The sequence below is a fragment of the Streptomyces sp. NPDC056580 genome, assembly GCF_042793175.1.
In the GTDB taxonomy this organism is placed as follows: Bacteria; Actinomycetota; Actinomycetes; order Streptomycetales; family Streptomycetaceae; genus Streptomyces.
In genome coordinates, this window is the sequence record NZ_JBHTVE010000021.1 from 16,794 (window position 1) to 37,494 (window position 20,701).

22 protein-coding genes and 9 pseudogenes are annotated in these 20,701 nt (G+C 66.4%); 16 read left to right on the forward strand and 15 right to left on the reverse strand.

Annotated features, from left to right (window positions below):
* Positions 1-3 precede the first annotated feature (3 nt).
* From ACFQ9Z_RS34770 to ACFQ9Z_RS34780, 3 genes are read left to right on the forward strand one after another with little or no spacing between them, the layout of a single operon-like run.
* Entirely contained in the window at positions 4-519 is a 516-nt protein-coding gene (locus tag ACFQ9Z_RS34770) for a winged helix-turn-helix domain-containing protein (protein ID WP_383029466.1), read from the forward strand.
* Positions 516-1,091, forward strand: coding sequence for a transposase (locus tag ACFQ9Z_RS34775; RefSeq protein WP_383029468.1), 576 nt, complete (start codon positions 516-518; stop codon positions 1,089-1,091). The genes ACFQ9Z_RS34770 and ACFQ9Z_RS34775 overlap by 4 nt, the downstream gene beginning before the upstream one ends.
* 55 nt (positions 1,092-1,146) lie before the next feature.
* Positions 1,147-1,917, forward strand: coding sequence for a transposase family protein (locus tag ACFQ9Z_RS34780; RefSeq protein ID WP_383029471.1), 771 nt, complete (start codon positions 1,147-1,149; stop codon positions 1,915-1,917).
* 116 nt (positions 1,918-2,033) lie between these two features.
* Here ACFQ9Z_RS34780 and ACFQ9Z_RS34785 read toward each other — a convergent pair whose 3' ends face one another.
* Complete coding sequence (locus ACFQ9Z_RS34785) at positions 2,034-2,687, reverse strand: pyridoxal 5'-phosphate synthase (RefSeq protein WP_383029685.1); 654 nt, start codon at positions 2,685-2,687, stop codon at positions 2,034-2,036.
* 130 nt (positions 2,688-2,817) lie between these two features.
* On the opposite strand from ACFQ9Z_RS34785, the pseudogene ACFQ9Z_RS34790 reads away from it, so the two are divergent.
* A pseudogene (locus ACFQ9Z_RS34790) lies at positions 2,818-2,910 on the forward strand (IS5/IS1182 family transposase); the annotation flags it as partial.
* A gap of 102 nt (positions 2,911-3,012) precedes the next feature.
* On the opposite strand, the pseudogene ACFQ9Z_RS34795 reads toward ACFQ9Z_RS34790, so the two are convergent.
* Positions 3,013-3,299, reverse strand: a pseudogene (locus ACFQ9Z_RS34795) (helicase associated domain-containing protein); the annotation flags it as partial.
* A gap of 5 nt (positions 3,300-3,304) precedes the next feature.
* Here ACFQ9Z_RS34795 and ACFQ9Z_RS34800 point away from each other — a divergent pair.
* The gene (locus ACFQ9Z_RS34800) at positions 3,305-3,493 is read left to right on the forward strand and encodes a hypothetical protein (RefSeq protein WP_383029473.1); all 189 of its coding nucleotides are present in this window, start codon (positions 3,305-3,307) and stop codon (positions 3,491-3,493) included.
* Here ACFQ9Z_RS34800 and ACFQ9Z_RS34805 read toward each other — a convergent pair.
* Entirely contained in the window at positions 3,473-4,546 is a 1,074-nt protein-coding gene (locus ACFQ9Z_RS34805; protein WP_383029476.1) for a S8 family serine peptidase, read from the reverse strand. The two genes, ACFQ9Z_RS34800 and ACFQ9Z_RS34805, sit on opposite strands and share 21 nt — an antisense overlap.
* 250 nt (positions 4,547-4,796) lie before the next feature.
* Between ACFQ9Z_RS34805 and ACFQ9Z_RS34810 the strand changes: the two genes are divergently transcribed.
* From ACFQ9Z_RS34810 to ACFQ9Z_RS34820, 3 genes and pseudogenes are all read left to right on the forward strand, one after another.
* A complete protein-coding gene (locus ACFQ9Z_RS34810; protein ID WP_383029479.1) occupies positions 4,797-5,750 on the forward strand; it encodes a hypothetical protein in 954 nt (317 codons plus the stop codon).
* Positions 5,751-5,863: 113 nt separating this feature from the next.
* A pseudogene (locus ACFQ9Z_RS34815) lies at positions 5,864-6,403 on the forward strand (winged helix-turn-helix domain-containing protein).
* Positions 6,400-6,582: pseudogene (locus ACFQ9Z_RS34820) on the forward strand (DDE endonuclease); the annotation flags it as partial. The pseudogenes ACFQ9Z_RS34815 and ACFQ9Z_RS34820, both read left to right, overlap by 4 nt.
* Before the next feature lie 370 nt (positions 6,583-6,952).
* Here ACFQ9Z_RS34820 and ACFQ9Z_RS34825 read toward each other — a convergent pair.
* Positions 6,953-7,393, reverse strand: coding sequence for an aminoglycoside 6-adenylyltransferase (locus tag ACFQ9Z_RS34825; RefSeq protein ID WP_383029482.1), 441 nt, complete (start codon positions 7,391-7,393; stop codon positions 6,953-6,955).
* 145 nt (positions 7,394-7,538) lie between these two features.
* Between ACFQ9Z_RS34825 and ACFQ9Z_RS34830 the strand changes: the two genes are divergently transcribed.
* Entirely contained in the window at positions 7,539-7,685 is a 147-nt protein-coding gene (locus tag ACFQ9Z_RS34830) for a hypothetical protein (protein WP_383029484.1), read from the forward strand.
* A gap of 112 nt (positions 7,686-7,797) precedes the next feature.
* The gene (locus tag ACFQ9Z_RS34835) at positions 7,798-9,078 is read left to right on the forward strand and encodes an MFS transporter (protein WP_383029487.1); all 1,281 of its coding nucleotides are present in this window, start codon (positions 7,798-7,800) and stop codon (positions 9,076-9,078) included.
* Positions 9,079-9,122: 44 nt separating this feature from the next.
* Here the strand turns inward: ACFQ9Z_RS34835 and ACFQ9Z_RS34840 are convergent, their stop codons facing one another.
* From ACFQ9Z_RS34840 to ACFQ9Z_RS34855, 4 genes and pseudogenes are all read right to left on the reverse strand, one after another.
* Positions 9,123-9,254, reverse strand: a complete 132-nt coding sequence (locus ACFQ9Z_RS34840; protein ID WP_383029692.1) for a hypothetical protein — start codon at positions 9,252-9,254, stop codon at positions 9,123-9,125.
* 211 nt (positions 9,255-9,465) lie between these two features.
* Positions 9,466-9,738: pseudogene (locus ACFQ9Z_RS34845) on the reverse strand (hypothetical protein); the annotation flags it as partial.
* A complete protein-coding gene (locus ACFQ9Z_RS34850; RefSeq protein ID WP_383029490.1) occupies positions 9,695-9,841 on the reverse strand; it encodes a hypothetical protein in 147 nt (48 codons plus the stop codon). The gene ACFQ9Z_RS34850 and the pseudogene ACFQ9Z_RS34845, both read right to left, overlap by 44 nt.
* A gap of 95 nt (positions 9,842-9,936) precedes the next feature.
* Positions 9,937-10,333, reverse strand: a pseudogene (locus ACFQ9Z_RS34855) (ISAzo13 family transposase); the annotation flags it as partial.
* A 368-nt stretch (positions 10,334-10,701) separates the two neighbouring features.
* Here ACFQ9Z_RS34855 and ACFQ9Z_RS34860 point away from each other — a divergent pair.
* The 4 genes and pseudogenes from ACFQ9Z_RS34860 to ACFQ9Z_RS34875 form a co-directional block, all read left to right on the forward strand.
* Positions 10,702-10,965: a hypothetical protein gene (locus ACFQ9Z_RS34860; protein ID WP_383029492.1), complete on the forward strand. Its 264-nt coding sequence runs from the start codon at positions 10,702-10,704 to the stop codon at positions 10,963-10,965.
* A 50-nt stretch (positions 10,966-11,015) separates the two neighbouring features.
* The gene (locus tag ACFQ9Z_RS34865; protein WP_383029494.1) at positions 11,016-11,309 is read left to right on the forward strand and encodes a hypothetical protein; all 294 of its coding nucleotides are present in this window, start codon (positions 11,016-11,018) and stop codon (positions 11,307-11,309) included.
* Positions 11,310-11,342: 33 nt separating this feature from the next.
* Positions 11,343-12,395: a M12 family metallopeptidase gene (locus ACFQ9Z_RS34870; protein ID WP_383029496.1), complete on the forward strand. Its 1,053-nt coding sequence runs from the start codon at positions 11,343-11,345 to the stop codon at positions 12,393-12,395.
* Positions 12,396-12,582: 187 nt separating this feature from the next.
* Positions 12,583-12,812, forward strand: a pseudogene (locus ACFQ9Z_RS34875) (IS5/IS1182 family transposase); the annotation flags it as partial.
* On the opposite strand, the pseudogene ACFQ9Z_RS34880 reads toward ACFQ9Z_RS34875, so the two are convergent.
* From ACFQ9Z_RS34880 to ACFQ9Z_RS34905, 6 genes and pseudogenes are all read right to left on the reverse strand, one after another.
* Positions 12,802-13,023, reverse strand: a pseudogene (locus ACFQ9Z_RS34880) (alanine racemase); the annotation flags it as partial. The pseudogenes ACFQ9Z_RS34875 and ACFQ9Z_RS34880 sit on opposite strands and share 11 nt — an antisense overlap.
* 49 nt (positions 13,024-13,072) lie before the next feature.
* A complete protein-coding gene (locus ACFQ9Z_RS34885; RefSeq protein WP_383029500.1) occupies positions 13,073-14,308 on the reverse strand; it encodes an MFS transporter in 1,236 nt (411 codons plus the stop codon).
* Positions 14,305-15,075, reverse strand: coding sequence for a thioesterase II family protein (locus ACFQ9Z_RS34890; RefSeq protein ID WP_383029502.1), 771 nt, complete (start codon positions 15,073-15,075; stop codon positions 14,305-14,307). Before ACFQ9Z_RS34890 ends, ACFQ9Z_RS34885 begins: the two co-directional genes overlap by 4 nt.
* Position 15,076: 1 nt before the next feature.
* Positions 15,077-15,340, reverse strand: a pseudogene (locus ACFQ9Z_RS34895) (nucleotidyl transferase AbiEii/AbiGii toxin family protein); the annotation flags it as partial.
* The gene (locus tag ACFQ9Z_RS34900) at positions 15,340-15,732 is read right to left on the reverse strand and encodes a hypothetical protein (protein WP_383029505.1); all 393 of its coding nucleotides are present in this window, start codon (positions 15,730-15,732) and stop codon (positions 15,340-15,342) included. The pseudogene ACFQ9Z_RS34895 and the gene ACFQ9Z_RS34900, both read right to left, overlap by 1 nt.
* A gap of 336 nt (positions 15,733-16,068) precedes the next feature.
* Positions 16,069-16,503 carry a hypothetical protein gene (locus tag ACFQ9Z_RS34905; protein ID WP_383029507.1) on the reverse strand — a complete coding sequence of 145 codons (435 nt, stop codon included), beginning with the start codon at positions 16,501-16,503 and terminating at the stop codon, positions 16,069-16,071.
* 560 nt (positions 16,504-17,063) lie between these two features.
* Here ACFQ9Z_RS34905 and ACFQ9Z_RS34910 point away from each other — a divergent pair.
* Positions 17,064-17,408 carry a hypothetical protein gene (locus ACFQ9Z_RS34910; protein WP_383029509.1) on the forward strand — a complete coding sequence of 115 codons (345 nt, stop codon included), beginning with the start codon at positions 17,064-17,066 and terminating at the stop codon, positions 17,406-17,408.
* Between the two features lie 22 nt (positions 17,409-17,430).
* Complete coding sequence (locus tag ACFQ9Z_RS34915; RefSeq protein ID WP_383029511.1) at positions 17,431-20,322, forward strand: tetratricopeptide repeat protein; 2,892 nt, start codon at positions 17,431-17,433, stop codon at positions 20,320-20,322.
* A gap of 111 nt (positions 20,323-20,433) precedes the next feature.
* Here ACFQ9Z_RS34915 and ACFQ9Z_RS34920 read toward each other — a convergent pair whose 3' ends face one another.
* Positions 20,434-20,598: a hypothetical protein gene (locus ACFQ9Z_RS34920; protein ID WP_383029514.1), complete on the reverse strand. Its 165-nt coding sequence runs from the start codon at positions 20,596-20,598 to the stop codon at positions 20,434-20,436.
* Between the last annotated feature and the right edge of the window lie 103 nt (positions 20,599-20,701).

A 20,701-nucleotide genomic window follows, 5' to 3' on the forward strand; every position in this document is an offset into this window, starting at 1 on the left:
GTTGTGTCTTTCACGTCTTCGCGTGTTGCGTCCAGATCTGTCGTTCCTCCGTTGACGCGGCCGCAGTTGGCCGAGGCCCGGCGCGTACGAGCGGCTGAGTTGTTTGGGCAAGGACGCACGAGTGCTGAGATCGCGCGGATGCTGGGAGTCAGTGCTGAGAGCGTGCGGCGGTGGAGACGGGTTTGGGAGGAGGGCGGTACTGATGCCTTGCGTCGGCGTCCGGCCACCGGTCGTCCGCCCAAGCTGGGTGACGCCCAGGTCGAGCAGGTGCGGACGGCGCTGGCGCAAGGGGCCCAGGTCCATGGGTTCGAGGCCGATCTGTGGACACTGGAGCGTGTCGGCTTGGTCGTCGAGCGGGTTACGGGGGTGTCATTGTCCCGGGCGTCGATCTGGCGCCTGCTGACGGGCCGGCTGGGATGGAGTCTGCAGCGCCCCGAGCGTCGGGCGGTGGAACGGGACGAGTCCGAGATCGCCCGGTGGATCTCGCACGAATGGCCGCGCATCAAAAAAGGGCGGTGAACACACGTGCCTGGATCGTCTTCCTCGACGAATCAGGTGTCTCTTTGCTGCCCCAGGTCCGCCGCACTTACGCGCCCCGCGGCCGCACCCCGCTCCTGCGGCATCGGCTGAACTGGAAACGCGCCTCGATGGCCGCGGCTCTCGGCTACCACGCCACCGACCCCGACCGCGGACCACGCCTGTGCTTCCATCTCAAGCCCGGCAGCTACGACACCACCGCCCTCATCGAGGTCCTGGAACAACTCAAGGTGTTCTACCAAGGAGAGCGGGTGGTACTGGTCTGGGACGGACTGTCCGCCCACTGGAGCCGGGCCATGCGTGCCTGGGTCGACGAACAGGACTGGCTGACCCTGGAACGATTACCCGCTTACGCGCCCGAGCTCAATCCAGTGGAACTGCTGTGGTTGTCACTCAAGAAGCGCGAACTCGCCAACCTCGCCGGCGACCACCTCGCCGACGTCGCCGATGCCACCGAACAAGGCATCCACCGCGTCACACACAACCGGCAGCCGCCCTGGTCCTTCCTCACCCACACAGGCCTGACCATCCACCCACCAACCCCACCGAACTAAAGAAAAGATCAGTAAAGGGTGTTGCACAAGGCTGTGAGCTGGGCATCTCCTAGGTATGGCCGCGGTGTTACGTGCTGAACGGGTGTGGGTGGAGACGTTCACGGGGCTGCGGATGACGCAGTTTTCGGGTCTCTTGAAGGTGGTGCGGGAGCGGGGCGGCAACGGCACCCTGCGGGGCCGGCCGTGGTCGTTGCCGCTGGCCGAGCGGGTCCTGATGGTCGCGGTGTACTACCGCACAAACTTGACCATGCGGCAGCTGGGCCCGCTCTTCGGTGTCTCCTCGTCCACCGTATGCCGTGTGATCCAGCGGCTGGGACCGCTGCTGGCGCTCGAGCCGGTTACCCGCGCAGCCGACGCCCCGGATCGGGTCTGGATCGTGGACGGCACCCTCGTCCCGGTTCGCGACCGCGGTGTAGGCGCCTCCTCCCGAAACTACCGGTTCTCGGCAAATGTGCAGGTCATCGTGGACGCGGAGACCCGCCTCGTAGTGGCGGCGGCCCGGCCGGTACCCGGCAACACCGCCGATGCCAGGGCATGGCGGGGCTCCGGTCTGGCCGAGCACTGCCAGGGCGTGACCGTGCTCGGCGACGGCGTCTACATCAACACCGGCCTGATCATCCCGCATCGCAAACGCCCGGGACGGGCACTGCTGAAGGGCGAAGAAGAGGACAACGCCGCCCACCGCAAGGTCCGCGCACGCGTCGAGCACGTCTTCTCGCGGATGAAGAATTACAAGATCCTCCGCGACTGCCGGCAGCGCGGCGACGGCCTCCATCACGCAGTCCAGGCGGTGGCCCGCATGCACAACCTCGCCCTCGCCGCATGAACCGACGAGCCCGGCAGCCCGCTTCAGGCTGCTTGATCACAGCCTTGTGCAACACCCTTTAGGGCAGATCACCGCTTCAGGAGGAGCAATTGTCAACACTTGTGGATCAGGTGGAATTAAGGCCACAGCAGTTGCTTGGTCCACCCGTCTGGTGAAGACAGGTAGACGAGCCGGGTGTGGCGGCGCTGCTTGTCGCCCTGCCAGAACTCCACCGACTCCGGGCGCACTGAGTACAGCGTCCAAGCTGGCGCCACGAGGTCCGGCTGACTCTTGATCCGCGTGAGCGATGCCTCCACTTGCGCATCCCTCTCGGCCAGGTCCGCGAGCGGTTGCGATTGCCGACCGAGCAGGGCTTCCGCCCGTGCCCCAGCACCGCGGGCGAGGAAGTCCGCAGCGCACAGTTCAGGGGTCTCTCGCACAACCGGTCCGCGCACCCGGACCTGTCGGGCGAGCGGTGCCCAGTAGAAGGTCAGCGCCGCATAGGGGCGGGCAGCGAGCTCGCGGCCCTTGAGGCTGCTTGCGTCCGAGGCGAACTGCCAGCCCTGGGGGCTCACGTCTTTGAGGATGAGTACGCGGGCGGTCGGATCACCGCTGGCGTCCGCCGTGGACAGCGTCATGGCATGCGGCTCCTTCACCCCAGCGCTCAACGCCTTGAGCAACCACTCGGTGAACAGCTCGACCGGTGTGTCCGGTGTAATCGATGGGTCGAACCCGGGAAGCTCGCCGGCGAAGACCTCAATGTCCCGCAGCGTCTGACGCAGGTTGGTCACACCGGTCACGTTCCACTCCCTCAGTCGTGATCACTCAAGTCGAACTGAACCTATCAACCTGCATGATTCACAAGCCTTTTGAAGTTGATCACGCCGCTGCAGCCCCAGGACGTTCGACAAGGTGGCCGTGAAGATCCTGCGCGACTGCCGCCTGAAGGGCGACGGCGTCCACACCGCCCTGCTCGGCGTAGCACGCCTGCACAACCTGCTCCAGGCCGCGTAGCCCGTCCCACCCCGGCCCGGACCTGGGCATCCCCCGTCCCAGAGATCAATTGCGGGACAGCCCTTAGTCGGACCGGCACCGGCTCTCCACCACCATGGTGCTGCGGGGTACGGGCCGCCTTCCTTCGCGTTCGACCCACTGTGCCAGGGCGGCGAGTCCGCGTTGGAAGGCCGCCCGTGCCTTGCTCCCGGCCTTCCCTGGGCCTTTCCGTGCTCGTGGCGGCTGGGGCGGGGGACGGCGTCTCCTCCGGTGTCACGCTCAGCTGGGTCAGCCGTTGCTGCTGTTCGGGAGAGCTGCTTCCAGGTGCTGGGCCGTTTCTGCTGTTGGAGCCATCGTCCGAGGTCGTCGCCGTCGAGGTGGACGCCGGGTGCGATGTCGGGGAGTCGGCCGCCTGGTGCGTCGGTGGCGAGCTCTACGCCATCACCGCCCCCTCCACCAGCACTACTACGGCACCGCCGTGTTCACCGGCGGCCCCGACCCCCAAGGCGACACCGCCGGCCTCACCCTCGACCGTTGCGCCGCACTCCTCAAACTCGCCGGAATCGACGTGCCGACGAGACTCTCACTGGAGGTACGCGCCTGAGACGGCAGCGGCTGCGAAAGAGGTGCCCCAGATTTTTGCCTCGGCACCGGTGGGGCCGTTCGGTATCTGTAGGTGCGTCAGATCGCCCAGCGGGTCGGACTCCTCTCCCCCGTAGGCCATTGCGCTGATTGACCCAGGCGGGGGCGTGGAATTATATTCCGCGTGCTGCGAGTTTCCGTCCAAAGCAAGGGCAACAATGGCACCGTGGAGTCGAGCCGGATAGCCGCTTGGTTTGTCCTTGTTGTTGCCCGCTGCAGCGACAAGAACCGGTAGGGTGCCTCGTGTTTCGCGACCGCATGCCAGCACGTAGTCGATGCTCCTGCCTAGGGCGGAGTCGCACGAGCCTGACACCGGACTCGAAAGGCTGGCATTGATCAGGTCATACTTTCCGGAGAACAGAGCCCAGATCAGAGCGGAGATCACCTCGTAAGAATGCCCTTCGCAGCGTCGGTTCAGTACCCGGATGGGACGAATGTCCGCATTACTGTTCACGGCTCGGATTGCGTGAGCGACTGCGGTTCCATGACCGTGCAGGTCGTCCGACGGCGCGGTCACCGGACCCTTCCTGTCGCAGCCAACGAAATCGATCATGTCAGCCTCATGGTCAAGTAGTCCGGTGTCCAGCACCGCGACGCGTGATCCACTGGCCTTCCCGTCAACGGGAAGGTCCGAAGTACTCCTGACGAGCCACTGAAGTTTCTTCGGTTCGAACTCGAGATTACTCGTCCTGGCCGTAGGTGGAAAAACGTTATTCCAACGAAGCGCCGGCTTTCGCTCCTCAGGAGCCCGCTTGTTGAGACCCTTGATCCAGGGACGGTGGGGGCGCTTTTCGGGAAGATCATGGTTGCTTTTGATTTTGATGGCCGCGCTGAAGGGGTATCCGGGCTCCCACATGAGTTGCGGAAGCGCCGGAATTGCCTGTTGCCTGTTACCCGCTGTCAACTCTGCCTGCAGGGCTGCCGTGATATGGACACCCAAGTTTTGCTGATGGAAAGTAACAGCGACCTCTGGTACGTCCGGATTGCCGAATATGCGGTCGACGTCTTCGCTCATGTGCCCGAATTCGATAGGAATGGGACGGCTCACTTCGAATGTGCGTGGCGCATTCAGTCGCTCCCATACTTCTAGCATTTGTTTCATTGCCCACCGTGGCCCGACTACTGTGGAGTAAGCGGCGCTGGCATCGCACATGGTTGCCTCCCTGGTGCCGCGGCACGCTGGCACCTCATAGAGACCCATTCGCTCGACCAGCTGGCCGAGTAGCGGTTGCCTGACAGAACGGCGCCGCCCCAGGCTCTCACTCATGACAGACGTGCCCTATCTACCAGGCAAGCACATCGTGACGGATGAGCAACTCGTCGACTGGGAAGTGGATCGCGTTGAAGACATCGTCGCGGCTGTTGCAGGACCATGCCCGGGCTGCGGACACCCAACTCGCCAAAAAGTAGAGCAAACGGCTCTGGCCACGGGGCAGTCTGGCGCAGCAGGACGAGCCCTGCCGAAGAAGGACCGGCTAACCGTGGTGTGTGAATGCGCCTGCGATCTTAGCCATACCGACGGAGCAGAGCCACCCAGTCACTGGCAGAGCTGCGGAAGGTGGTGGCTGGTCACCATCAGGCTCAGTCCCGATAGCGATGGACAACCCGTGTGTGCCGCCTTGGACGATTCGATGCTGGAGGCTGCCCAGGCGGCACGGAAGGCGATGGCAAACGACGAAACGCATATTCGCTCTGCGTCGGAGAAATGGATTGCGGCGATCACCGCATTGATCGGACTCTTCGGGCTGGCAGGACTCGTCGCCGGCAAAAATAGTTTCTCGGGCCTACCCAACACAGCACTGTATACGGTCGCTGGAGCTGGATGTATGGCCGTGCTCGCTGCTGCCGGAGCCATCATTCTGGCCAACCGCGCAGCCTACGGGTGGCCGACGGTGGTCGATATCAGCAACGATGAGGCACTGGAACGCTGGTACGTCAACCAGCGAACCATCGTCGAAAAGGCGGCACAACGACTCCGCACTGCAGTCCGTCTTTCTCTGCTGTCCCTGGTTTCCCTCATGGTGATTGTGGGCTGTAATGTGCTCTGGCCGCGAGGACTTGCGGTTCAAGTCACCCGGGTCGGGGGTGGCGGAGTGTGCGGAACGCTTATTAACACCGCAACACCCGCGCAGCTGCGTATCAAACGACCAAACGGTGACGTTACCACGGTAAGTGCAGCCGATATAAAATCCCTCGTCGTAGCTCCCGGCTGTTCGTAAACCGCCCACCGACATCGGGCGTCGCCCGGGTACGGGCCCCGAACACCTACTGACCTTCAAAGCGTGGTGTCGTAGGGGCTGACGTCTCATGATCCCTGCGGTATGCCGACTGCATGAGGTATGCGCAAGGGGGCGGACTGACCGACGAACGGCGGGCCTTCCGCGAAAAGTTGAGGGTGGAGGCGGCTGCGCGGTTCGCCCTGGGCGACGAGAGCGCGGTCATCGCGCACGACCTGCGGGTCAGCGTCCGATCGGTTCAGCGGTGGCGCAGGGCCTGGTCGCAGAACGGGTCCAGGGCCCTGGCCTCCAAGGGACCGGCATCGCTGCCGCTGCTCGGTGACGAACTGTTCGCCGTGCTCGACCGGGAGCTGGCCAGGGGACCGGTGGCACACGGCTGGCCGGACCAGACCTAGACCTTGTCGCGGATCAAGACGCTGATCGGGCGACGGTTCCGCAAGAGCTACACCGTGCAAGGGGTGGCCGCCCTGCTCAAGCGGCACGGATGGAGCTGCCAGGTCCCCGCCCGGCGGGCGATCGAGCGGGACGAGAACCTTGTGGCCGGCTGGGTGAAGGAGACCTGGCCGAGCGTGGAAGGACCGTGGCGGCGCTCGACGCCTGGCTCGTCTTCGAGGACGAGGCCGGATTCTCGATGACGCCGCCGACCACCCGCACCTGGTCCCGCCGCGGCCACACCCCGGTGATCCGCGTGCGGGGCCGCTCCCGCCGCCGCTTATCGGTGGCCGCCCTGGCCTGCTACAAACCCGGCGAACCCTCGCGGCTGATCTACCGGCCCTGCCCGGACGCCCGGCCCGACGGACGCAAGAGCTTCTCCGCCGACGCCGGCCACAAGGCCGCCAATCGAACGCGCCGCCAACTGTGCCGTGAGGAACTCACTACCGCAGCGGCCACGTCGACGACGGCGGTCAGACGACGGGCGGAAGAAGACACGGATCGCCCCGGCCGTCCTCGGCGACGCGGCGGTACAGCTACCTGGGCAACCTCGTTGTCGCGCTGCGGACGGCGTTCACCGTGACGGAGGACCTCGCCGGCGCCAGCGGCTGTTCATGGAGTTGGCCGCGGAGAAGTGCGAGCGTGTCCGCGCTTGACCGGTTCGCCCACCTTTGCGGCCGGTTGAACGGCCCTAGCTATCGTCCGAACAGGCGCCCGAAGAACCCCGTCGGCAAGCCCGACAGAGCAATCGCCTAGCACGCGGCGAGGAGGACGGCGAGGGCGCCTGCTGGGTCGTGAAGCGGGCGGGCACCATCAGTAACGACGCGATGTGTTCCATGATCGACGGGGTCTACCTTTGCCCAGCTAGGCGAGCCGATGCCCATCTCGACTTCTAGGCCGGAGGCCGTGGAATAGCGTCGCTCTGTGATCGCTCCCCACGACTGGGCACGGATCAGCTGGCCCAGCCCGAGCTCGGTGGCCCAGGTGTCGCTGTTGAGATAACGGGATTCGTCGGTGGTGAGCAGGACGAGGTCGACGTCGGAGTCGGGTCGGGCAGCGTCGCGGGCGCAAGAGCCGACCAGGAGCAGACCGACGACGTCTTCGCGATTCTTCGCCCAGCGGGTGATGCGATCGATGACCTCGTCAATCTCTTCGATCCGCTCCGGCGATGCTGCCGGACTGTCACGGACCACCGGAATGCCCTTGTTCCCATAGTCGGTGCCTGCTTCCCGGCCATGCTACGGCGCGTCCCGACCTGGGGTATTACGTGAACTCAGCCCTGGGGAATACGCGACGTTCCACACCATCACGGCCGGCCTGTACCACCCCGGCCACCTGGTGCGCCTCCTGGCCGTCTTCGCGGCCGTGCTGGGGGTTCTCACTGCCATGCTCGCCCTCGCCGCGGCCTTCGCCCCCACCGCCACCACCCGCACCACCCTCGACCTCCTGCTACGCCTGGTGCCCTGGTACACCCCGCCCAGCTGATAACGTCTTCCTTCTCTCGGCTCTGTGGTGCGTCCGGTGGTGGCTTGATCGCGGGGTGGTGGGTGGGCGCCGTCGCTACGTTGAGCGCCTTCGCACCCTGGGGAGGGTTCGGTTGGGACAGCGGGTCACGCTGGGGCGGGACTTCCGACGGTTGTGGGGCGCCTACGCGGTCAGCGCGGCGGGGAGCGCCGTCGGCATGGGGGCGTTGCCGCTGGTTGCTCTGCTGGTGCTGGATTCCTCGGCGTTCCAGGTGTCCCTGCTGGCCGCGATGTCTGCCGTGGCGAGCGCGGTAATCGCTCTGCCGCTCGGTGTGCGGATCGAGCACCAGTACAAGCGGCCGGTCATGATTACCGCCGATCTGGCCCGCTGCGCGGTGCTGGCGAGCATTCCCGTCGCCATGGCTTTCGGCCGGCTCACCTTCGCCCAGCTGTGTGTCGTCGGCATTCTCCAGACGGCGGCGTCCGTCGCGTTCGACGCGGCAAGCGGCGCGCACCTCAAGGCACTGGTCCTGCCCGAGCATCGCTTGCGTGCCAACAGTGTGTTCGAGACCACCAACTGGATCAGTGTCAGCGCCGGCCCGCCTGTCGGCGGGCTCCTGGTCGGGGCGCTGGGCGCGGCCGCCACGCTGGTGGTCGACGCCCTGTCCTTCCTCGCCTCGGCCCTGGGCATCGGCCGCATCAGGCAGCCCGAACCCGTGCCACCGGCACGCGCCGCCACCTCTCACCTGGGCCGGGACATCGCCGCCGGCTGGCACTACCTCCTCCACCACCCGGTACTGCGGCCGCTGTTCTTCAACGCTCTGCTCTTCGGCGGGTCCGTCATGATGGCATCGCCGCTGATGGCGGTGCTCATGCTGGATGACCTCGGTCTGGCACCGTGGCAGTACGGACTCGCCCTGGGGCTGCCGTGCCTGGGCGGCGTGCTGGGCTCACGCCTGACCCCACTGCTCACCCGGCGATTCGGACAGCGCCGGATTCTGCTGCTGTCCGGTGCCGCACGCACGCTCTGGACGATCCTGGTGCCGTTGACGCCGTCCGGTGCTCTGGGCGTGTTCGTCATCGTGGCTGCCGACTTCGGCCTGCTCTTCTCCGCCGGGGTCTTCAATCCGTCGTTCACCACGTATCGCATGGAGGCCACGCCGGACGCGTTCATGTCCCGCGTCGGCATCTCCTGGTCGGTCGGCGCGAAGACGTGCCAGGCCGCCTTCATGATCGCCGGCGGCCTCATCGCCGCTGCGGCGGGAGTCCGCGGCGCACTGCTCATCGCCGGCCTGCTCTGCATGGCGAGCGCGCTGCTCCTGCCCTGGCGACAGGCGCGCATCTCCACCGGGCAGGTTTCAGCGCCCACGACGGAAGCGGTTCCGTCCCCGGCCACGGATAGTCCCTCCGCGTAGCGGTTTTGCCGGATTGCAGAGGCGCGGCCCGGGCGCCCAGGCGGCTAGGCCCATGCGATGCCGAGTTCTCGGAGTGCGTCGCGTTGTTCGGCGTTGAGTTTGTCGCGCCGGGTCTTGATGTTGCTGTACCAGATGCCGAGCTTGGCCTCCGTCCCGTCGGGCAAGATCTCCACCACCGTCCGGGGGTACGGGCCGCCGGCCTTCCCGTTCGACCCACTGCGTGAAGGCCGCCGAACCGCGCTGGAACGCCGCCTGAGCCTTGCTCCTGGCCTTGCCCGGGCCCTTCGTCGCGCTCGTGGCGGCGGAGGCCGGGGAGGGCGCCTCCACCGGCGTCACACCCAGCTTGGAGAGCCGTTGCTGCTGCTCGGTGGAGAGCTGCTTCCACGTGGCCGGCTTGCGCTGCTGCTGGAGCCATCGTCCGAGGTCGTCGCCGTCGAGGAGGACGCCGGGTGCAATGTCGGGGAGCCGGCCGTCCGGCTCGTCGGCGGCGAGGTCTGCGAGGTGGCGCTGGTGGGGCTGGTGGCGCTGCCAGTCCAGCGCCCAGGGGCAGTTCCAGTCCTCGTCAATCCCGGCGAGCTGCTCGGCCCGGGTGGTGGCGGTCGATCTGGCGAACGCATCACCTGGAGGCGGGGCGGTTCCGGCGGAGCTTGTAGGCGACACGGAGCGTCACGCCGCCGAAGACCAGCAGTGTGCCGAAGAGCAGGATGTACCAGCGTGGGACGTTGACAAGGGCGCCCCACATGGCCCAGGCCAGGGCGGCCATACCGATGACGATGGTGGCGACGTATTTCCAGGATCCGGCTACCGATGGCCACTGGTCCGTTTCTTCGGCCGGTGTGGTGCTGTCCTTCTTGGCAAGACCCGGTGGCCCTGCCGGGTCAGCGCCGCTGCCAGCTTCCGGGTCGACTTCGTCGTCCAGCGCAGCGGCGACATCGGATCGCCCCCGCTCGTCGGGTTCGACCAACGCAAGCAGCGCTGGCCGCAGCCCCGCATCCAGCTCGGTCGCTTTCTTCCGGCCCCCGCCAGGACGACGGACTCGCCCCAACGGGGCCTGTCCAAACTCTAGTTCAGCCACTCCGCGCGATACCGTGCCCTCCCGAACCCCGGCCGCAGCAGCAACGAGCCTGATCCCGCCATGCCCCAGCGACCGCGCTTCCGCCCCTATGGCCAGCCGACGCTGACGCTCGTCCAGGTGCGGCAACAACACCTGGAACTTCGCAGCCAGGACGGCCTCGATCCCCTCCGGTCTCCCCATACCAGACTCAGAGCCGGATGCCACGACTTGTTTCCCGGCAAGCCCTAAGCCCGCTCCAAGGCGCCTTCACCGCGATCCACGCAGACTTCTGGTCACAGCAGGCATCTTGCCTGGTCCGTTTAGCCGTCAACCGATGAACATCGCTGGGGTGAAGGCGGTTTCCGAGATGCACGACGGCCAAAGCTAGCGCAGCATCGAATGCAGGGGCATCGGTTCGACCGGGATTCGCCGACTGTAGTCAACAATCACCCGTCGAGCACTCCAAGATCATAAGCGAGACCAAGCAGGCCCTTCAATGGTCAATCGCTCACCGCCCAGGCATGTCCTGGGAATCCCGCCATCAGTAGAAAGCGATGGGGTGATTCGCTATGTCCAACAATCAACCGACGGGTTTTCCTGCACCGCTCCAGAGTTTCGAGCCTGCTGTCGAACTGCTCCAGGAGGCACCAGAAGAAGACGTCAGGAGTGGGCTCGACTCGACGCTCCATGAAGCCGAGGTGCAGGCGGCCGGTGACGCCAAAGTTGCAGAGGCACAGCCACCTCCCATCGTGTCGGCGGAAGAAGTGCCGCAGACCACTCTCGTAGAGCGGTGGCGCAAGCACATAGAGGCGTCTCAGCAGCGAGGAGCATGATCATGCCGTATGTCCGCAATAGTCATTCCTCGACGATCCAGGTGGTGGGAATGTACTGGGATCCGCAGAGATGCGGGCAGTATGGAAACTACCGGACCATGGGCTGGTGGCGCATCAAGCCCTACGAGCGAATCCTCCTCGCACCCAACAATCAGCAGTTCTTCTACTGGTACGCCGAGTCCGACGACGGCTACAAGTGGGAGGGCCGCTACGGGCCCGTCTACACCTATCTGTACCCATTCGACTCCTGCCTTCAGATCGGCTCAACCGGAGCGTGGAAGACGGTGACGATGCGTCCGCACGACCAGTACGCCTATCCCGGTGGCGTGAACGTGGACATCTGAGCCCGCCACGTGCACGAAGTCAGGAGCATCACCATGACCGCTCAACAGGAAAAGGAAGCTCTGCGGTACTGCGCCCAGCCCCCGGAGAGAATCCCCACACTGCCCTCGGACCTCAGCCTTCCGCGGACCAGGGCGATACTGGCCATGCACTCGAAGTGGGTGAACGGCACCCAGTTGCGGTACAGCTTCCTCAACGGTGCCGACGACGGCGCGGCAAAAGCGTGGTTGACCGAGGTCCACAACGGTTTCGAGGAGTGGGAAGGCCTTGGCATCGGACTGAGGTTCCGCCCCGAGGACAACCCTGCGGAATCGGAGATCCGGATCACTTTTGCCGATGACGGATCCTGGTCATACGTCGGCACGGACTGTCTCGGCATCGGCGTCGAAGAGGCCACGATGAACTTCGGCTGGGACCCGACCTCGCCCTACGGCAAGGCCACGGTCCGGCACGAGATAGGGCATGCGATCGGCTACTGCCATGAGCACCAGAATCCGTTCGCCGGCATCGAATGGAACGTAGACAACGTCTACAACTACATGGCAGGCCCGCCCAATTTCTGGCCCCATGAGACAACCTACAACAACATCATCCGCAAACTCTCCACGGACCAGGTGACCGGTTCGCGCTGGGACGTGCAGTCCATCATGGAATATGGCTTCGGACCCGGTCTGATCAATCGGCCGGAGGAATACCGGAACGGCATTCCTTCTCCGCTCAAACTGTCTGAGCAGGACAGGGAGTACGCGCGCTCGTGGTATCCGCCGCTGGCCCCTCACATGGACGAGCTGAAGCCGTTCGAGTCGTCGGTCCTTACCCTCGCTTCAGGAGAACAGGCCGACTACGAGGTCATCCCGGAGAAAAGCCAGAAGTACCAGTTCGGCACGTTCGGAGACGCCGACGTGAAGATGGTCCTCTTTGAGCAGGCCGATGACGAGAACCTGCGCTACGTCACCGGCGAGGACGACAGCGGCGAGGACCGCAACGGCCGCTTCGAGGTCAAACTCTTCAAGGGGCGCCGATATGTCCTGCGCGTCCGGATGTACTCCACGTGGGGTTCTGCGAACGCGTCGGTCATGTACTGGTGACCGCAAGCAGGAGAGAGCGGGGACCAGTGAGACTGGGCCCCGCTCTTTATTCGGGCAGATCCGGTGGCGGAAGACGTTCCTGCGCCGTCCGACGTTCTGGCGCCGACCAGCGGGCGCTCTCGAACGCGCCGGCACCGCCGCTGGAGCCGTGGCCCATGTCGGAGTTCATCCGCAGTCGATCGTCCCCGGCATCCAGTTGGAGTACCTCCCGAAGGAGTTGGGCTTCGGCTCGGGCATGACCTGCTGGCGACGTCTGCGGTACTGGAACGAGGCCGGCGTGTGGCAACGGCTCCATGAGGTCCTGCTGGCCGAACTGAACGCAGTCTCCCGGCTGGACTGGTCCCGCTGCATGGTCGACTCTTCCCACGTCAGAGCGCGAAAAGGGGGAGCCACACGGGCCCCTCGCGGTGCACACGCCGAGCCAGGTCGCCCCGGCGTCGAGCGCCGCGCGGGCGATGTCGATCGCGTGCCCGTAGGCGTCGGCCTTGACGACGGCCATCACGGCGGTGGCGGGCCGGCTGACGGCTTGTCGGACGACGCGTGTGTTGTGCGCGACGGCCGACAGGTCCACCAGCACGTTGAGGTAGCGACGCGGAACGATCGACCGAGCCTCCATAGTCAAATCCATTCGTAGCGGTCGGCGGACTGCTGTTCTCCCTTCGCCGCGTCGCGGGTGCTCAGGCGGCCTCGGCCGAAACCAGCCTCGGTCGGGCCGCTTCGCGCAGCAGCAGGGTGGTGGCCACGCTGCCCACTCCGGTCAGCGCGATCGCGACGCCGACCGGCACGAACTCGGCGAACACGCCGAACACCAGGGGGCCGACGCCCTGGATGCTCATGGTGGTGGTGTTCAGCAACGCGAAGCCCTGGCCTTGGAGTTCGACGGGAACGGCTTCCAGGAAGCGCCGCTGCAGGCCGAGCAGGTAGGCGGAGCCGGTGCCGGTGACGACGTAGGCGGCGGCGACCGCCGGATAGGGCAGGTCCAGGGCGAGCGTGAGCGAGGGGGTGCCCATCACCAGCAGCAGCGGCAGGACCAGCCATTCCCGGGTGGCGGGCGCGAACGCCCGGCCGATGACGACGTCGCCGATCAGCATGCCGACCGAGGTGGCGGCCAGCAGGACGGCGGTCTGCTGGGGGCTGAACCCGCGGTGCGCGCTGTACGGGATGAGCAGGCTGCCCGCCGCGGCCAGGTAGGCGGCGGGCAGGCACTGCACCATGATCAGCTTGAGCACGCCGGGGCTGGCGACCAGCGCCGCGTTGCCCCGCAGGGTCCGGCGCACGATCGACCCGCCGCCCGTCACCGGCGCGCTCGCGCGGGGCGCCCGGGCGGGCGACAGGAACAGCCGGCTGGTCGCCGCGGCGACCAGGTGCGCCCCGGCGGTGACCAGCATCGTGCGCTCCACGCCCAGCCAGACCACCAGCGTCCCGCCGGCAGCCATGCCCACCATCTGCGCGGAGACCGCGACGATGTAGGACAGCGAGCGCCCGAGGACGTAGGTGTCGCCGGTGAGTGCTTCCGCGAGGACCCTGGCCGTGGCCCCGGTGGTGACCGGGGTCAGGCAGGCCACGCCGGCGACCAGGACCAGGCTGGCGGCGACCGGGAGGTGCCCGAACGCGAGCAGCAGCCCGACCGCGCACTGGAGGGCGTAGCCGGTGCTGATAAGGGTGCGCGGGGTGAACCGGTCCGCCATCGCGGCGAGGAACAGGCCGCCGGCGGCCTGCGGCAGGAAGTTGATGGTCATCGTCACCGCGGTGAGCAGCGGCGAGCCGGTCCGGTCGTACACCAACACCGCGAGTGCCACGGCCCGCAGGGTGTCGGACATGACGCCGAGCAGCCGGCCGGCGAAGACGGCACGGAACTGGGCGACCGCGAAGACCTGGCCGTAGGTGGCCTTCACGGTGAACTGATCGGTCATGGGCTGGGTACTCCCGGAGCCTTCCTGGGTCGTTCTACGGGTTGATCGCACTGATCCGGGTGGGCAGGGTCCGCCACACCTCGGGGGTGTAGAAGTGCCCGCCGGGCAACTGGTCGTGCCGGTAGGAGCCGAGGGCCAGCTCCTTCCACTGGGCGGGCGCGTCGGCCTCGATCACCACGTCGTCGGCGCCGGCGAGGAACTGCACCGGCATGGTGACGCCCCAGGGCGCCGTTGTGGTGGAAGGTGTCGCGCACGGCGATGTCGGCGCGCATGATCTCCACCGCCATCTCCAGCAGGTCTGGGTCGCCGAGCACGTGTTCGGCGACCAACCCGTGGGTGCGCATCCAGGTCATCAGGTCCTCGTCGGTGTCCTGGCGGGCCGGGAACATGTCGCGCGGGGTGAGGCCGCGGGCCGGGGCGTTGCACGAGGACACCACCAGGGCGTCGGGGACGGAGCTGTTCCGGGCCTCCAGCCGGGTGGCGACGTCGAAGGCCATCCAACCGCCCATGCTGTGGCCGAACAGGACGTAGGGGTGGTCTCCGACGGCGGAGACGACGGTGCGGGTGGCGTCCTCGGCGAGCTCGTCCCAGGTGGTGGCGAAGTCCTCCATGAAGCGGCCGTCGCGGCCGGGGTAGCAGACCAGCGCGAGGTCCACGTCCGGTGCGACGACCTCGGCCCACGGGTGGTAGGGCCCGGTGCCGCCGCCGCAGAAGCCCAGGCAGACCAGGGTGGTGGCGGCGTCGTCGAGCTGTTTCGGGCGGATCACGGTCGGTCACGGTGAAGCGGGCGGACAGCGGAGCCGTCTCCAGCGCGTGCACCTTCCAGCCGCGGGCCTCCAGACCGGCGCGGAGCGTGGCCGCGATGTCGACCATGGGCGCCGGGTTCTCGGTTGCGACATCAAGATCCTGGCTCGGGCGGTTCACGAGACGGTGCGCTCGTACGGCGTAGCCGCCGGTGAGAACCAGCGGATACTGCGATCCGAGCGCGATCACATCCGCCAGGAGCCGCGTGTGCAGCTCCGGCATCTCCATCACGCCGCTGACCGGCTGCGGGCAGCGAGCTGCGGGAACACCTCTCCCCACACCGAGCGCACCGTGCGACCGACGAGGGTGCGCAGCACCGGCCACATCTGCAGAAGAAGATCCCGGTTAAGAAATCGCTCCAGATCGTCGCGCAGGCCCTCATGCAGAACAGTCCGGTACAGGCCCATGCGCTGACGAGGCTTGCCCAGGTCGTAGACGGTCATCCCCGACCAAGCCACGTGCAGCGGCAGCTCCACGACCCCCTCGATCGGGCCGCGCAGCTCCTCCAACGACTCCGGCAGACGCAGCCGGAACTTCTCCCGGTACAGCGCGAAGTCCTCGGCGACCGCACCCGAGAGGTCGCTCGGCGAGGAGGCGAGGTGCTCTGGGCTGAAGGACATGCACCCATTATGGCGGCAGGGAACTGGCGACGGTCAGTTCCGTGAGCTCACGTCCGCAGCAAGCGGGACGGCCGTGTAAGACGGAACCCGCCGGCTGGGTCGGGCTATATCAGCAGGCGCCACCTGACCTGGACGCCCGTCTCGCCGGGGCAGGGCGGTGTCGTTCAGAGGATCTGTCTGGTTTGGTATTGGTTCAGATAGCTGGTGTGGTTCTTGAGTTCGTGGACCAGGATCGAACGGAGGCACGCGCAATCTCCGGGTGATCAGGAGGCGTCGAGTCCCTGATCGCCGTGGCGGTGCTTGATGCCGCCCAACCTGTTTCCAATGTGCGGCTCCCTACAGGTGCATGCCGCAGTACAGGTGTCGTTGTGGCCCGGCGTCGCGGGCTAGTTGGCCGAGGCGTTCCAAGAAGTCGGCCATGAGCCTTGGGTCCTCCCCGCCACCGTCTTCCGTGTGGGTCCATGCGGTGGCGGTTTCCAGCAGGCGCTCCGGGGTGGCCGCTACTAGGGCGTCGCGGAGGGTGTCTGTGAGCGCGACGAGCCAGGGTCCGTCGTGCTCGGGGTCGTTGAGCAGTTCGCAGAAGCGGGGGTCGGCTTCCACTTGCTCCTCGGATACTCCTGTCAGGTGGGCTTCGACGGTGAGGAGGATTAGGTAGGGGTCTGCCCCTTTGAGGCCAGTCGTGCCGAATGGGTCGGCCATGCTGTCGTCTTCGAACAGGGCGAGGGCTTGTGGGTCGTCGGTGGCCGCGTAGTAGTCGTAGATGTTTCCCATGGCTGGATCGTGCCAGTCTGGGGCAGCGTCGTTCAAAAGTGCTGTCGGATCGGATCAGGTGATGTCGGGGGTCGTTAGGGGTCGCGTGGCGTCGCGGCTGTGTTTGCGCAGGCCGGCGGCGATGTTGTCGTAGCCGGCGAGGCGGAGGGACGCGGGAGTGTTCCGGAGCTGCAGGCGGCGATGGACAAGCTCGGCGCGTCCTCCCCCTACCGCCTCACCCCGCCGGTCGGTGCCGGATGCTGGGTGCAGGTGCACCCTGCGCCCTCACCCTGATGCGCAACGGCTCCGGCCGCCGCCGAGGGTGCAGGCGACCGTCCTGGTCGCCACCCTCAACGTGCGGCCGTGATCAGTTACAGGGAGGGGCCGACCTCCTCACACCCACCGACCGGCGCGGCCTGACCCCGCTGTTCTGGTCCCACGCGCGCCCGTACGGCGAGGTCAACTTCGACAGAGTGCCCGCCTCACTCACTGCCGTCACTGTGCCTGGCCCCGCGCATCGGAGGATGAGGGGCTCGGTCAAAGCACTCCCATCGCGAGTCAGCCTGAGCGACGATGACGAGATGACGTTGAAGCGGGTGGTGTTGGTCGTTACGTGCGTGGTGGTCGCTGTCCTGGGGTGGATGTTCGCCGTCTCGCAGTGGGAGACAGCGAGCCGGATTGCTACGGTGGCCTCCGCTCTCGCAGGTGTGGCAGCGGTGGGCATCGGAATCTGGGCAGCGCTGCCTGGCGCCAGCCAATCGGCCATTGTCGTTCGCGAAACCAGTACCGCCAAGACAGCGGGCGAGGGCAATGCGGTCACGGGTTATCGAGGGAGCGGATCTGGGCGCTCCGTCACCGTGGAGCGAACAGGTGACGCCGAAGCGACCGGAGATGGCGACGCCATCAGCGGGTACAGCGAGAAGTAGTCCGTGGCAGCAGGGGGGCGGCATGGCCGGACGGCGGGGTATCGAGGTTCGGGACACAGGTAAAGCGACGTCCGGGCCAGCAGGAGTATCGATCAGCGGATATCACAGCGGCGACATCACGACTGTGCACGTGCATGGGCGGGAGCCGGTTCCATGGCCGCACCAGGTCGGTGTCCTTCCCCGCGAAGCTGAGGCCTTCCAGAGACGAGACGAGACCGACCAACTGCGGGCCGCGGTGACCAACAGCGGCACCGCGGTGCTGTGCCAGGTGCTACGCGGAACCGGCGGCGTCGGCAAGACCCAACTCGCCGCCCACTACGCGCGGCAGGCGTGGACCGGGGACGAATTGGATGTGCTGGTCTGGGTCAGCGCTAGCAGCCGCCCCGCCATCGTCTCCGCCTTCGCTCAGGCTGCCGAAGAACTCCTCGCCCTAGAGCCTGGCGACCCCGAGCGATCCGCACAGGCGTTCCTGAGATGGCTTGAACCTAAGCCGCCAGGATCCCAGCCCGTGTGCCGGTGGCTGGTCGTACTGGACGATGTGGAAGACCCCGCTGACGTGAACGGGCTGTGGCCGGCGAAGAATCCGTACGGCCGCACGGTGGTCACCACGCGGCGCCGCGATGCCGCTCTACCTGGACTTCGGGTCGCCCTCGGGGTATTCACTCCGGATCAGGCAGTCGCGTATCTGGTTGACTTCCTTGCCGAACACGGACGGCACGATGACCCGGACGAGCTCCGCGCGCTGGCCCAGGACCTCGGATACCTACCGCTGGCCCTCTCGCAGGCTGCTGCCTACATCCTCGATGCCGACATTCCCGTCGGCTGCTCGCGGTGTACTAACCGGCAGTGCCCCAGCTACCGCCGCCGGCTCGCCGACCGCGCCACCAGCCTCGCCAGCATGCTGCCCGAGCCCGGGACGCTGCCAGACGACCAGAACACCCCCGTGGGCGCTACCTGGTCGCTGTCAGTCGAACGCGCTGACAATCTCAACCCCGCCGGCCTCGCCCGCCCCATGCTTCAACTCATGGCCATGCTGGACCCGAACGGCTTTCCCCAGAGCGTCCTGACCAGTGGCCCCGCCCGGGCCTTCCTTGCCGTGCATCGGGCTCGGGCCATAGCCGACCAGAGCGCCACGGACGAAGTGACGGAGGTTGACGCGTGGGGCGCGCTCCGCGCCCTGCACCGTCTGAGCCTTATCGACCACGATCCCGACCGTCCACACCAATCAGTGCGCGTTCACCAACTGATCCAACGTGCCACTCGCGATGCTCTCAGTCCTCAGGACCAGGGCACGACTGCCCGTGCCGCCGGTGACGCCCTACTTGCGGACTGGCCCGAGGGCAAGCTTGCGTATACTCCGCTGGCTCAGAACCTGAGAGTCAATGCGCAAGCCGTCATCCACTGCGCTGGAGACGCCCTGTTCAGTGGCGGCAAGTCCCACCATCTTCTGATGCACGCAGGCGCTAGCTTGAGCGAAGCAGGTCAGTTCACCGCTGCGGCAAACTATTTTCAGGATTTGGTGAGCAAGACTCGGGCATCTCTAGGTCCGGATCACCCTGACACCCTTGATGCTCGGGACCACCTTGCCAAGAACCTAGGTCAGGCTGGCGATGCACGCGGGGCGGTAGAGGTACTAGGCGAACTACTGACCGATCGGCTGCAGAAGCTAGGCCCAGATCATTCCGACACGCTCAGCACTCGCACCATGCTTGCTAGGTGGCAGGAGAGGGCTGGAGATGCGGCAGGGGCTGCCAAGGCCCTAGACGCACTGCTCATGGACTACCTGCGGGTGCACGGGCCCGACCATCCAGGCACCTTGGATGCCCGCTACTGGTTGGCCAGAGTCAGGGGAGCAACTGGAGACGCGGCCGGAGCCGTGGAGGCCCTCACTGAGCTGCTTTCCGACCAACTGCGCATCCAAGGACCAGACCATTCATACACTCTGGCAACCCGCCACACCATTGCGGACTGGCGCGGGCGGGCGGGGGATGCCACCGGAGCTGCGCAAGAATTGGCCGAGCTCCTGCCAGACCGGATCCGGACTCTCGGCCCAGACCACCCCTGGACTCTGAACGATCGGACCTGCTTGGCAAAGTGGCGCGGGCGAGCGGGGGACGCGGCCGGAGCCGTGGAGGCCCTCACTGAGCTCGTCACCGATCAACTGCGTATCCAAGGATCAGACCATTCAGACACTCTCAGCGCTCGCACAGATCTTGCTCTATGGCGGGGAGAGGCTGGAGACGCGGCTGGAGCCGCCGAGGCATTCGCCGAACTACTCACCGACCGGATGCGCACCCAAGGCCCGGACCATCCAGACACCTTGGTTGCCCGCGATTGGCTGGCCCACTGGCGAGGAGAGGCCGGAGACGCGGCCGGGGCTGCCGAGGCCATGGCCGAACTACTCACCGACCGGATGCGTATCCAAGGCCCGGACCATTCAGACATCCTTGATGCTCGCTATTGGCTGGCCCACTGGCGAGGAGAGGCCGGAGACGCGGCTGGGGCCGCCGAGGCCATGGCCGAACTACTCACCGACCATCTGCGGATCCAGGGGCCCGACCATTCAGACACCCTGGATGCCCGCCTAGGACTGGCTCGGTGGCAGGGAGAGGCTGGAGACGTGGCCAGAGCCGTGGAGACCCTGACCGAACTGCTCACCGACCGGCAGCGGATCCAGGGGCCCGACCATCCAGACAACTTGCGTGCGCAGAACGAGCTTGCTTACTGGATGGCCAATAGGCGGGGCAAGGCTGGAGACGCGGCCGGGGCTGCGGAGGATCTGGCCGCACTACTGGTCCACCGGCAGCAACAGGACGGCCCCAATCATCGCAATACCCGGAGAACGAAGGACCAACTCGCCTACTGGCGGAGGCAGGCATCGATAGAAGCATCCGCTCATCTATCGACCGATTGATGAGCAAGAATACCGGCGACGTACTCAAGGCCTGGACCCATGAAGCTAGCTTCTGGCAGTGGGCTACTCGGCTGGATCCTGCGGGGCATGCCGGACCGCCTTCTTGAAGGCCTACTCCAGCTCGTAGAGACTCTCCCTGGACGCCTCGGCGTGCGCGGTGATGGCCGCCTGGGCGGCCTCGGATGCCTTACGCCAACGCGCCCACCGTGCGTTGTACTCCTCGCCGGCCAGGCCCGCGAGCTTCGCGCGTTCTTTTTCGGCGCATCGCTCTAGCATGATCAACTCCTCGGGGGCTTTTGTCGCGGGCGGATTTTAGGCGGCGCTCGCGGCGAACCGGCTCTCGGCGCTACCGTCCGATTGGGTACCGCGGTCAGCGCAG

Coding starts and splice junctions, on each gene's coding strand:
- ACFQ9Z_RS34780 (WP_383029471.1), top strand. CDS start 1,147: ATGGCCGCGGTGTTACGTGCTGAACGGGTGTGGGTGGAGACGTTCACG.
- ACFQ9Z_RS34805 (WP_383029476.1), bottom strand. CDS start 4,546: ATGAGCGAAGACGTCGACCGCATATTCGGCAATCCGGACGTACCAGAG.
- ACFQ9Z_RS34810 (WP_383029479.1), top strand. CDS start 4,797: ATGACAGACGTGCCCTATCTACCAGGCAAGCACATCGTGACGGATGAG.
- ACFQ9Z_RS34850 (WP_383029490.1), bottom strand. CDS start 9,841: ATGGCCGCCCTGGCCTGGGCCATGTGGGGCGCCCTTGTCAACGTCCCA.
- ACFQ9Z_RS34860 (WP_383029492.1), top strand. CDS start 10,702: ATGTCCAACAATCAACCGACGGGTTTTCCTGCACCGCTCCAGAGTTTC.
- ACFQ9Z_RS34865 (WP_383029494.1), top strand. CDS start 11,016: ATGTACTGGGATCCGCAGAGATGCGGGCAGTATGGAAACTACCGGACC.
- ACFQ9Z_RS34870 (WP_383029496.1), top strand. CDS start 11,343: ATGACCGCTCAACAGGAAAAGGAAGCTCTGCGGTACTGCGCCCAGCCC.
- ACFQ9Z_RS34885 (WP_383029500.1), bottom strand. CDS start 14,308: ATGACCGATCAGTTCACCGTGAAGGCCACCTACGGCCAGGTCTTCGCG.
- ACFQ9Z_RS34900 (WP_383029505.1), bottom strand. CDS start 15,732: ATGTCCTTCAGCCCAGAGCACCTCGCCTCCTCGCCGAGCGACCTCTCG.
- ACFQ9Z_RS34905 (WP_383029507.1), bottom strand. CDS start 16,503: ATGGGAAACATCTACGACTACTACGCGGCCACCGACGACCCACAAGCC.
- ACFQ9Z_RS34910 (WP_383029509.1), top strand. CDS start 17,064: ATGACGTTGAAGCGGGTGGTGTTGGTCGTTACGTGCGTGGTGGTCGCT.
- ACFQ9Z_RS34915 (WP_383029511.1), top strand. CDS start 17,431: ATGGCCGGACGGCGGGGTATCGAGGTTCGGGACACAGGTAAAGCGACG.
- ACFQ9Z_RS34920 (WP_383029514.1), bottom strand. CDS start 20,598: ATGCTAGAGCGATGCGCCGAAAAAGAACGCGCGAAGCTCGCGGGCCTG.